The 6,135-nt window shown below is 75.7% G+C and carries 6 protein-coding genes; 3 read left to right on the top strand and 3 right to left on the bottom strand.

What is annotated here, in order from left to right; all coding sequences use genetic code 11:
• From SZN_RS34695 to SZN_RS34685, 3 genes are all read right to left on the bottom strand, one after another.
• Positions 1 to 1,670, bottom strand: a 1,670-nt coding sequence (locus tag SZN_RS34695; RefSeq protein WP_007504520.1) for a glycosyltransferase family A protein, incomplete at its 3' end; no start/stop codon positions are given.
• 179 nt (positions 1,671 to 1,849) lie between these two features.
• Positions 1,850 to 2,962 carry an XdhC family protein gene (locus SZN_RS34690; RefSeq protein WP_007504518.1) on the bottom strand — a complete coding sequence of 371 codons (1,113 nt, stop codon included), beginning with the start codon at positions 2,960 to 2,962 and terminating at the stop codon, positions 1,850 to 1,852.
• Positions 2,963 to 3,300: 338 nt separating this feature from the next.
• Entirely contained in the window at positions 3,301 to 3,666 is a 366-nt protein-coding gene (locus SZN_RS34685) for a nuclear transport factor 2 family protein (protein ID WP_007504516.1), read from the bottom strand.
• Positions 3,667 to 3,836: 170 nt separating this feature from the next.
• Here SZN_RS34685 and SZN_RS34680 point away from each other — a divergent pair, with 170 nt between their 5' ends.
• From SZN_RS34680 to SZN_RS34670, 3 genes are all read left to right on the top strand, one after another.
• On the top strand, positions 3,837 to 4,142 hold the full coding sequence (locus SZN_RS34680; protein WP_007504514.1) for a hypothetical protein: 306 nt from the start codon (positions 3,837 to 3,839) through the stop codon (positions 4,140 to 4,142).
• Between the two features lie 171 nt (positions 4,143 to 4,313).
• The gene (locus SZN_RS34675; RefSeq protein WP_007504512.1) at positions 4,314 to 5,399 is read left to right on the top strand and encodes an S-(hydroxymethyl)mycothiol dehydrogenase; all 1,086 of its coding nucleotides are present in this window, start codon (positions 4,314 to 4,316) and stop codon (positions 5,397 to 5,399) included.
• On the top strand, positions 5,399 to 6,028 hold the full coding sequence (locus SZN_RS34670) for an MBL fold metallo-hydrolase (RefSeq protein ID WP_007504510.1): 630 nt from the start codon (positions 5,399 to 5,401) through the stop codon (positions 6,026 to 6,028). The genes SZN_RS34675 and SZN_RS34670 overlap by 1 nt, the downstream gene beginning before the upstream one ends.
• The last annotated feature ends 107 nt before the right edge of the window (positions 6,029 to 6,135 follow it).

Below are 6,135 nucleotides of genomic sequence, written 5' to 3'. Positions count from 1 at the left end.
AGCACCGCCGGTACGTCGTGGACGGCGCCGGACGCGGTCAGCCGCAGCGCCGCCACGGCCCCCTCGGCCGGTACACGCAACGGCAGCCGGACGCGCAGCGAGACACCGGCCACCGCGATGTCGGCCCGCCGGATGCCGCCGAGCCCGACCCGGCCGGTGGCGCGGTCGACGTCCAGGGCGAGATCGGCGCGCGGCGCGGTCCAGTACGGCACGACGACACGGCCCCCGGCCAGTGCCGCGCGCGGCGCGGGGCGGCCGGCGACGGGGGCCGGGCCGAGCCGGCGCTCCCCGGTCCAGCCGCCCAGTCTCACGCGCACGAAGGCGTCCCACACGCCCGCGACGGGCAGGGCGGCCGGATCCACGGCGGCCGTCGCGCGCAGCACCAGCCGGACCCGGCCGCCGTCCCCGGCCGGCACCCGCTCCCGGGTGAACCGCACGGGCTGGAAGTACTGGGCGGCGCCCGCCCGTTCCCGCAGCAGCAGGTCGACCCTGGCCCCGCCGAACCGGGCGGCGGTGTCGGCGCCCACCCACGCGACCGCCGCCGCCAGGTCCCCGGGCGGCCCGTCGAGCGGCGGCGGGGCCCCGGCGGCGGGCGGGAAGGTCAACGGCTCGCCCTCGCGGGCGAGTTCGGCGCTGAACGCGACCTCCAGCACACCGCCCTCCCACGCCACCCGCTCGGGCACGGCGGTCGGCGCGATCCCGGCCTCCCACGCGGCGAACGCCTCGACGGCCTCCGGCCGGTCCGCCGCGATCAGCGCCGCGACGACCCGCTGCGTGGGCTGGAGCCCGGCCGCGACACCGGGCCCGAAGCGCTCCACGACCACCTGGTGGATCTCCCGGAACAGCTCCCGCCGGTAGCCGGCGGGCAGGGCGAGCAGCCGCCTCCCGCGCATCCGCTCGACCATCTCCACGCGCAGCCACCGCCGGAACAGCCGGTCGCGCAGCGGGCCCGGCTCGGTGTACCGCTCGACGACGTCGAGCGCCTCGCGGAGGTTCTCGAAGTAGCCGCCCGGGTCGAAGCGCCGGAACCCGGCGTTGGCGGCGTCGTCGCGGCGCACGTGGTAGTAGCAGACGTAGTCGCTGAGCACCGAGACGTTGGCCGCGCGCAGATACGCCTCCGTCACGAAGACGTGGTCCTCCAGCCGGCGCCGCCCCTCGGGGAAGCGCAGGCCGACGGCGTCGAGGAAGGCGCGGCGGAACATCTTGTGCGGGGTGAGGCTGTCGATCAGCGGGGCGCTGGCCACGGTGGCGCGGGGGTGGCTGCGCCGGAACAGCTCCACCGGCACCCCGCGGCCCCTGCCGGCCATCTTGCCGACCACGACGTCGGCGCCGTGGGCGACGCCGTAGTCGTACATCCGCTCAAGGGCCTCGGCGCCGAGGTGGTCGTCGTCGTCCACGAACATGACGTACTCGCCGCGGGCCGCCGCGATGCCGACGTTGCGTGGCCTGCCCGACCAGCCGGAGTTCTCCTGGTGGAACACGCGCACCCGGGGGTCGGCCGCGGCCAGCGCGTCGAGCCGGGCGGGCGTCGCGTCGGTGGAGCCGTCGTCCACGAGGACGATCTCGTACTCGTCGGGCGGCAGCGACTGCCCGAGCAGCGACGCGAGGCACTCCTCGATGTAGGCCCCCGGGTTGTAGACCGGGACGACCACGCTGACCTTGACCGCCATCGGTCTCCGATCCCCTGGGGGTCGCTGGGCGTTTGCGTCAGATTACGGCCTTCGCGGCCCGGTGCTCACCCTGTCGGCGTATTCGCCGCCCCGTGACGCGGGCGGCGCCGCAGCCTCACGGGGCGCGTGTGCTGCCGATGTCCGACACCCACCTGCCGAAGCGGGCTGACGGCCCGCGCCTACGCCCCCGGGGCGGCGCGCGGATGGACGGCGCCCGCGGTCCCCGTCAGCGGGGCGCCGCTGCCTCCCCAGCGCAGCGCGACGATCTCGGCGGCCACCGACACCGCGACCTCCTCGGGCGTACGGGCGCCCAGGTCGAGCCCGACCGGTGAGCGCAGCCGCGCCAGCTCGGCGGCGGCCAGCCCCGTCCCGGCCAGCCGCCGCATCCGCTCCTCGTGGGTGCGCCTGCTGCCCATGGCCCCGATGTAGGCCGCCGGACGCCGCAGCGCCTCCTGCAGCAGCGGTACGTCGAACTTCGGGTCGTGGGTGAGCACGCAGATCACGGTCCGCGCGTCGGTGCGGATGCCGCCCAGGTACCGGTGCGGCCAGTCCACGACCACCTCCACGCCCGCGGGGAACCGCTTCGGCGTGGCGAAGACCGGGCGCGCGTCGCAGACGGTCACCCGGTAGCCGAGGAAGCCGCCGATGCGGGCCACCGCGGCCGCGTAGTCGATCGCGCCGAACACCAGCATGCGCGGCGGCGGCGCGAACGAGTGCAGGAAGACGGCGACGGCGTCCTCGCGGCGCTCCCCGCGCGGCCCGTAGTGCCGCAGCCCGGTGGCGCCGAGGGCGAGTTCACCGCGCGCGTCGGCGGTGACCGCCGCGTCCAGGCCCGGGGAGCCGAGCGTGCCCGCGGTCCGGTCGGGCCACACCGCGAGCGCCGCCCCGCGCCGCGCGGGCCCGTCGGCCACCGTCGCCACGGCCACCGGGCGGCCCGCCCCCACCGACGCGGCGACCTCGCCGAAGGCCGGGTCGAGGCGTGCCGTCACGGGGCGCACCAGGAGGGTGATCTCGCCGCCGCAGGGGAGACCGACCGCCAGGGCGTCCCCGTCGTCGTAGCCGAAGGCCGCGAGCCGTGCCTCCCCGCTCGCCACGACCTCCCGCGCGAGCTCGAACACGGCGCCTTCCACACATCCGCCGGACACGCTGCCCACGACCTCGTCGTCCGGCCCGACGGCCATCGCGGCACCCGGGTCGCGCGGCGCGCTGCGGCTGGTGGCGACCACCGTCGCCAGCCCGAACGGGGCTCCGGCCGCCCACCAGCCGCCGAGCACCGGGAGAACGTCACGCATCAGGCTCCCTCCTCGGACCGCCGCGTCCCCACCGCTCACGAGGTGACCCCGCCGCAGCCGGGCCCCGCAACCCGGGCACCCGGGGCGGGTGCGCGCCCGCCCCGACCTGACGGGTGAGGCGGGTGAGGCGGCGGGAGGGCGGTGTGGCGGGCAGCCACCGGACGGCCCCTACGTCGCGGACGGACACAGGCGGGGCCTGAAGAAGTACGGTGCGAAGGCGGGCGACGTCGTGCAGTACCGCGCCGGGACCGTCTGCGACTTCCGGCTCGGACACACCGGGCACAGGTCCGGGCCGCGCGGCCCGGACCTGCGGCGGTCTCCCTTCTGCGGTGCCCGCCCTACTCGTCCCACGCCTCGATCATGATCTGCCGGGAGATCCTGCCGTCGCGCAGGGTGATCATCGACTCGGACATGACCCGTACCCCGTCGGCGTACTCGCAGGACTCGCGGTAGGCGGCGTGATCACCGTCGATCACGCATCCCTCCAGCCGGTGCGTCATGTCGCGGCTGTAGACGTCGGTGAGCATCTCGCCGATCTCGCCGCGGCCGCGCAGCACCCTGGGGTGGCTGGGCTGGGCCTCGCGGTTCACGACGCTCAGCTCGGCGTCGTCCGTGTAGAGCGACAGCAGCGTCTGCGGGGTGTGCCCCTCGATGCCCCGGCGCAGTGTCTCCGTGTCGAACGACGGGTGTGTGGCGGTGCCCATGGTGACCTCCTTCGGCGGCCCGCGGCCCCGGGAGGTCGGCCGCGAGGGCCTCACCTTCGAGGCTCCTCCGCCCCGGCGTGCCAGGCAAGCGCTGCCGCGCCATTGGGCCTGACGGGTGACCCCCGGCGGACGGCCGTGTCCGGCGCGGGGGCCGTCGCGTTGCGCCGGGCATGAAGTCAACACGACGTATCGCAGCCGCCGTTGGTCTGGCCGCCGGGCTCACCGGCCTCGCCGCCCCGCTGGCCGCCGCGGCCCCGGCACCCGAACCGGGCGCCGCCACGACCAACCCGCTGACCGCGCTCGACTCGCTCGCGACGACCGGTGTCCCGGCGGACCGCCAGGCAGCGATGCCGCGCCCCTCCGACCAGCTGGCCCGCCTGGACCAGCTCAAGGAGATGGCCCGCCAGCAGCAGCCGCGCCAGGTCAAGGCCGTCGACACCCCGGTCACCAGGATGCTGCCGGCCCTCGACGTCTGAGCCGCCGCACCCCGGACCGGGGGCCGCCCGCACCGCGGGCGGCCCCCGGTCCGTGCCGGGGCCGCACCCGCGCCCACCCCGCGAGCCGTCCGGCGCCCGGTGCGTCCCCTTCCCGGTCACCGCACTAGGGTCGGCAGTGGACGCAGAGCCGTCGAGAAAGGGTGGAACACCATGGCGCAGGAAGTGCGCGGCGTGATCGCCGGGGGCAAGGACCAGCAGGTACGCGTCGAGACGATCGTCGTACCCGATCCCGGGCCCGGTGAGGCCGTCGTACAGATCCAGGCGTGCGGGGTCTGTCACACCGATCTGCACTACAAGCAGGGGGGCATCGGCGACGACTTCCCGTTCCTGCTGGGGCACGAGGCGGCGGGTGTCGTGGAGGCGGTGGGCGAGGGCGTCACGGACGTGGCGCCCGGCGACTTCGTGGTGCTGAACTGGCGGGCGGTGTGCGGGCGCTGCCGCGCGTGTCTGCGGGGGCGGCCCTGGTACTGCTTCGACACCCACAACGCCGGGCAGCGCATGACGCTGACGGACGGCACGGAGCTGTCGCCCGCGCTCGGGATCGGGGCCTTCGCGGAGAAGACGCTGGTGGCGGCGGGGCAGTGCACGAAGGTGGATCCGGCGGTCAGCCCGCGGGTGGCGGGACTGCTGGGGTGCGGGGTGATGGCCGGCATCGGCGCGGCGATCAACACCGGCAACGTGGGCCGCGGGGACACGGTCGCCGTGATCGGGTGCGGCGGAGTGGGCGACGCGGCGGTGATGGGCTCGCGGCTGGCCGGGGCGGCCCGGATCATCGCGGTGGACATCGACGACCGCAAGCTGGAGACGGCGCGCGGGATGGGGGCCACCCACATGGTGAACTCGCGCGAGACCGACCCGGTGGAGGCGGTGCGGGAGCTGACCGGGGGCTTCGGCGCCGATGTGGTGATCGAGGCGGTGGGGCGCCCGGAGACGTACGCGCAGGCGTTCTACGCGCGTGATCTGGCGGGGACCGTGGTGCTGGTGGGGGTGCCGACACCGGAGATGAAGCTGGAGCTGCCGCTGCTGGACGTGTTCGGGCGCGGCGGGTCGCTGAAGTCGTCGTGGTACGGGGACTGCCTGCCGAGCCGGGACTTCCCGATGCTGATCGACCTGCATCTCCAGGGCCGTCTGGACCTGGACGCGTTCGTGACGGAGACGATCGGACTGGCCGACGTGGAGAAGGCGTTCGCGCGGATGCACCAGGGCGACGTCCTGCGCTCGGTGGTGGTGCTCTGATGACCACCCGCATCGAACGCCTCGTCACCTCGGGCCGGTTCACCCTCGACGGCGGCACCTGGGACGTCGACAACAACGTCTGGCTCGTCGGCGACGACCACGAGGTGATCGTCATCGACGCCGCCCACGACGCCGACGCCATCGCGCGGGCCGTCGGCGACCGGCGCCTCACGGCCATCGTGTGCACCCACGCCCACAACGACCACATCGACGCCGCGCCCGCGCTCGCGGACCGCACCGGCGCCACCATCTGGCTCCACCCCGACGACCTGCCGCTGTGGAAGCTGACCCACCCGGACCGCGACCCCGACGCGCACCTCCTCGACGGCCAGGTCATCGAGGCCGCCGGCGCCGACCTCACGGTCCTGCACACACCGGGGCACGCGCCCGGCGCCGTCTGCCTGTACGACCCGGGGCTCGGCGTCGTCTTCAGCGGCGACACCCTCTTCCAGGGCGGCCCCGGCGCCACCGGCCGCTCCTACTCCCACTTCCCGACCATCATCGACTCGATCCGCGACCGGCTGCTCGCCCTGCCGCCCGAGACCAAGGTCCTCACCGGCCACGGCGACCCGACCACCATCGGGGACGAGGCACCGCACCTCCAGGAGTGGCTCGACCGCGGCCACTGAGCCCGGCGGCCCGGAGTCCGCCGCGGCCCCGGGCCACCCGGCCGGGTGAGCCCGCGGCGGCCCGCCCGGCTCACCCGCGCGCAGCGCCGCACCCCGCTGTCGACGCC

Origin of the sequence: Streptomyces zinciresistens K42 (genome assembly GCF_000225525.1) — a bacterium.
In the GTDB taxonomy this organism is placed as follows: Bacteria; Actinomycetota; Actinomycetes; order Streptomycetales; family Streptomycetaceae; genus Streptomyces; species Streptomyces zinciresistens.
The sequence above is the reverse complement of the archived record's forward strand: the minus strand, read 5'-3'. Positions and strand labels throughout refer to the sequence as shown.